Source organism: Kitasatospora sp. NPDC059747 (assembly GCF_042732955.1).
GTDB lineage: Bacteria > Actinomycetota > Actinomycetes > Streptomycetales > Streptomycetaceae > Kitasatospora.
The window spans coordinates 29,555-32,669 of record NZ_JBHWGV010000050.1; the positions used below are offsets into that span (position 1 = coordinate 29,555).

The 3,115-nt window shown below is 74.9% G+C and carries 1 protein-coding gene and 1 pseudogene; both read left to right on the forward strand.

Translation table 11 applies throughout. The features are described 5' to 3' along the window. Positions 1 to 460 (forward strand): annotated as a pseudogene (locus ACFV4G_RS22200) (hypothetical protein); the annotation flags it as partial. Positions 461 to 609: 149 nt separating this feature from the next. Further along, positions 610 to 3,078 carry a SpoIIE family protein phosphatase gene (locus ACFV4G_RS22205; protein WP_380442979.1) on the forward strand — a complete coding sequence of 823 codons (2,469 nt, stop codon included), beginning with the start codon at positions 610 to 612 and terminating at the stop codon, positions 3,076 to 3,078. Positions 3,079 to 3,115 lie beyond the last annotated feature (37 nt).

The window sequence follows — 3,115 nt, forward strand, 5'->3', positions numbered from 1 at the left end:
CCCCGCGCTCGGCGTCGGCTGCCGGGGCGGGCGCGGAGCGCGCGCGCCCCGCCGGCGGCCGCGCGGGCCCCCCCCCGCGCCGCCCCGGCCCCCCCCCCCCCCCCCCCCCGGCCCCGACCGCACCGGGGCCGTCGTCGACATGATCGTGCGCCTCTACACCGGCCCGCTGTTCCGCGCCGCCCTGCACCTGTGGACGGCCGCCGCCACCGAGGAACCGCTGCGCGAGCGGATCATCGCCCTGGAGGGCCACGTCGGCCGCGAGGCCCACCGGGCCGCCGTCGAGTTCCTGGACGCCGACGAGACCCGCCCCGGCGTGCGCGAATCGGTGCAGGCCACCCTGGACCTCGCCCGCGGCCTCGGCCTGGCCAACCTGCTCACCGACGACAGCGCCCGACGATCCGGAGTGATCCGGCAGTGGGCGGGCCTTCTGGAGAGTACGCTGCGCCCGGTACGCCCATGACGCCCGTACGACAGGAGCGACCGGAACGGCCCCCCTCCAAGGGGTCGCCGGGCGGCCGATGTCCGTGCAGTCTGGAGAAGAATCCCGGCCGGCACCGACCGCGAGGCCCACCCGGCCGGGCACGAGCCGAACCGGGGTGCTGCCTGATCATGCACGGACACGAGTGGGACGCGACCGACGCCGCCGGCCCCGCACCGGGTGCCGCCCCCGCACGTCCCGAGGGCCACCGACTGGTCCCGCTCGCCACCGTCCTGGTCCAGGGCGACGGCCTCATCCTGCACTGGAGCGAGGACGCCGAGGCCCTGCTCGGCTACACCGCCGACGAGGCCGTCGGCAGCTACGCCGCCCGGCTGCTCACCGACGAACGCGACCGCGGCGAGGTCCTCGCGATCTTCCAGCGGATCATGGACGGCACCGGCACCTCCTTCGTCTTCCCGGTGCGCCACCGCGACGGCCACCGGGTCGAGCTGGAGTTCCGCACCTACCCGATCGCCGGCCCGGGCGGCACCCTCCTCCTGCTCGCCACCGCCTCCGACACCGGCGCCATCCACGAGATCGAGGCCGACCTCGCCGTCCTCGACGGCATCTTCGGCCGCTCGCCGATCGGCATGGCCGTGTACGACACCCAGCTGCGCTACGTGCGGATCAACGAGGCGCTCGCCCGGATGAACGGCGTCCCGGCCGCCGCCCACCTCGGCCGCCGGATATCCGCCGTCCTGCCCGGCATCAACACCGCCGAGATCGAGCAGACCATGAGACAGGTGCTCAGGACCGGCAAGCCCGTCGTGGACGCCCGCTCGCACGGCCGCGTCCCCGGGGACCCGAGGCGCGACCACGCGTGGTCCGCCTCCTACTTCCGCCTGGAGGACTCCACCGGCCGGGTCTTCGGCGTCGCCTCCTCGATCATCGACGTCACCGAGCGCTTCCAGGCCGAGGCCCGCGCCTCCCGCGCGCAGGAACGTCTCGCCACCATCGCCGAGGCCACCGCCCGGATCGGCACCACCCTCGACCTCCAGCGCACCGCCGAGGAGCTGATCGAGGCCGTCGTCCCCCGGTTCGCCGACTTCGCCACCGTCGACCTCCTGGAACCGGTGCTGCGCGGTGCCGAGCCCACCGCGATCCCCGCCGACCGCCCGATCAAGCTGCGGGCCGTCGCCGTCGGCGAGTCCTACGAGTCCGGCCTCACGCACGCCGTGGACGCCGTCGGCGAGACCTCCGAGTACGCCCCCCACCGCAGCTACACCCAGTGCCTGCGCAGCGGGAAGCCGCTGCTGCGCGCCCACGTGGACGAGGAGGTCCTGCGCGGCCTGGTCGCCAGCGAGGAGCGCGTCGCCCCCGGCATCGCGGCGGGCATCCACTCGTACCTGATGGTGCCGATCTCGGCCCGCGGCATGGTCCTCGGAGGCTCCGAGTTCATCCGGATGCGCAACCCCGAGCCGTTCACCGACGCGGACGTCGCCCTCGCCGAGGAGCTCGTCGCCCGCACCGCCCTCGCGCTCGACAACGCCCGGCTCTACCGGCGCGAGCGCGAGACGGCGCTCACCCTCCAGCGCAGCCTCCTGCCGCAGGAGATCCACCGCACCCTCGGCCTGGAGATCGCCTACCGCTATCTGCCCAGCAGCGTCGTCAGCGAGGTCGGCGGCGACTGGTTCGACGTCGTGCCGCTGTCCTGCGGCCGGGTGGCCCTGGTGGTCGGCGACGTGATGGGCCACGGCATCCGGGCCGCCGCCACGATGGGCCAGCTGCGCACCGTCGCCCGCACCCTCGCCACCCTCGACATGCCGCCCGAGCAGGTCCTCACCCGACTGGACGAGACCGCGCACGGAATCGGCGAGGGCCAGTTCGCCACCTGCATCTGCGCGGTCTACGACCCGCTGGAGCGCACCGTCCAGGTGGCCTCGGCCGGCCACCTGCCGCCGGTGTGGGTCGGCCCCGACGGGCTCGCCCGCCGGGTCGACCTCCCGCCCGGCGTGCCGCTCGGCGTCGGCGGCGTGGCCTTCGAGTCGATCGAGTTCACCCTCCCGGAGGGCGGCATGGTCGCCCTCTACACCGACGGCCTGGTCGAGCGCCGGGGCCAGGACATCGACAAGGGCATCGATCTGCTCGCCCGCACCCTCGCCGAGCCCGGCCGCACCCTGGAGCAGACCTGCGACGCCGTGCTCGGCGCCCTCGTCACAGACGGCACCGACGACGACATCGCGATGATCATGGCCCGGGTGCTGCCGCTGCCCGCCGACCGGATCGCCACCCTCCCGCTCACCGGCGGCGGCCGCCTGCCCGGCAAGGCCCGCCGCTTCACCCGCGCGACCCTGGAACGCTGGGGCCTGACCCCGCTCGCCGACTACGCCGAACTGCTGGTCAGCGAGCTCGTCACGAACGCCCTCCTGCACGCCGACGCCCCGCGGAGGCTGCGGCTGTTCCGCGACCGCGTGCTCACCGTCGAGGTCTCCGACGCCGGCGGCCAAACCCCGCAGCTGCGCCCCTTCGCCGAGCAGGACGAGGGAGGGCGCGGCATGTTCCTGGTCAGCGAGCTCGCCCAGCGCTGGGGCAGCCGGCTGACCAGGGACGGCAAGGTGGTCTGGGCCGAGCTGGAACTGCCCTTCAGGGCGAGCCACTGACGGCGGCGGCCCCGCACCCGGGAACAGGGTGCGGGGC

Excerpts from the sequence above, each read along its gene's own strand:
- ACFV4G_RS22205 (WP_380442979.1), top strand. The coding sequence starts at position 610 with ATGCACGGACACGAGTGGGACGCGACCGACGCCGCCGGCCCCGCACCG.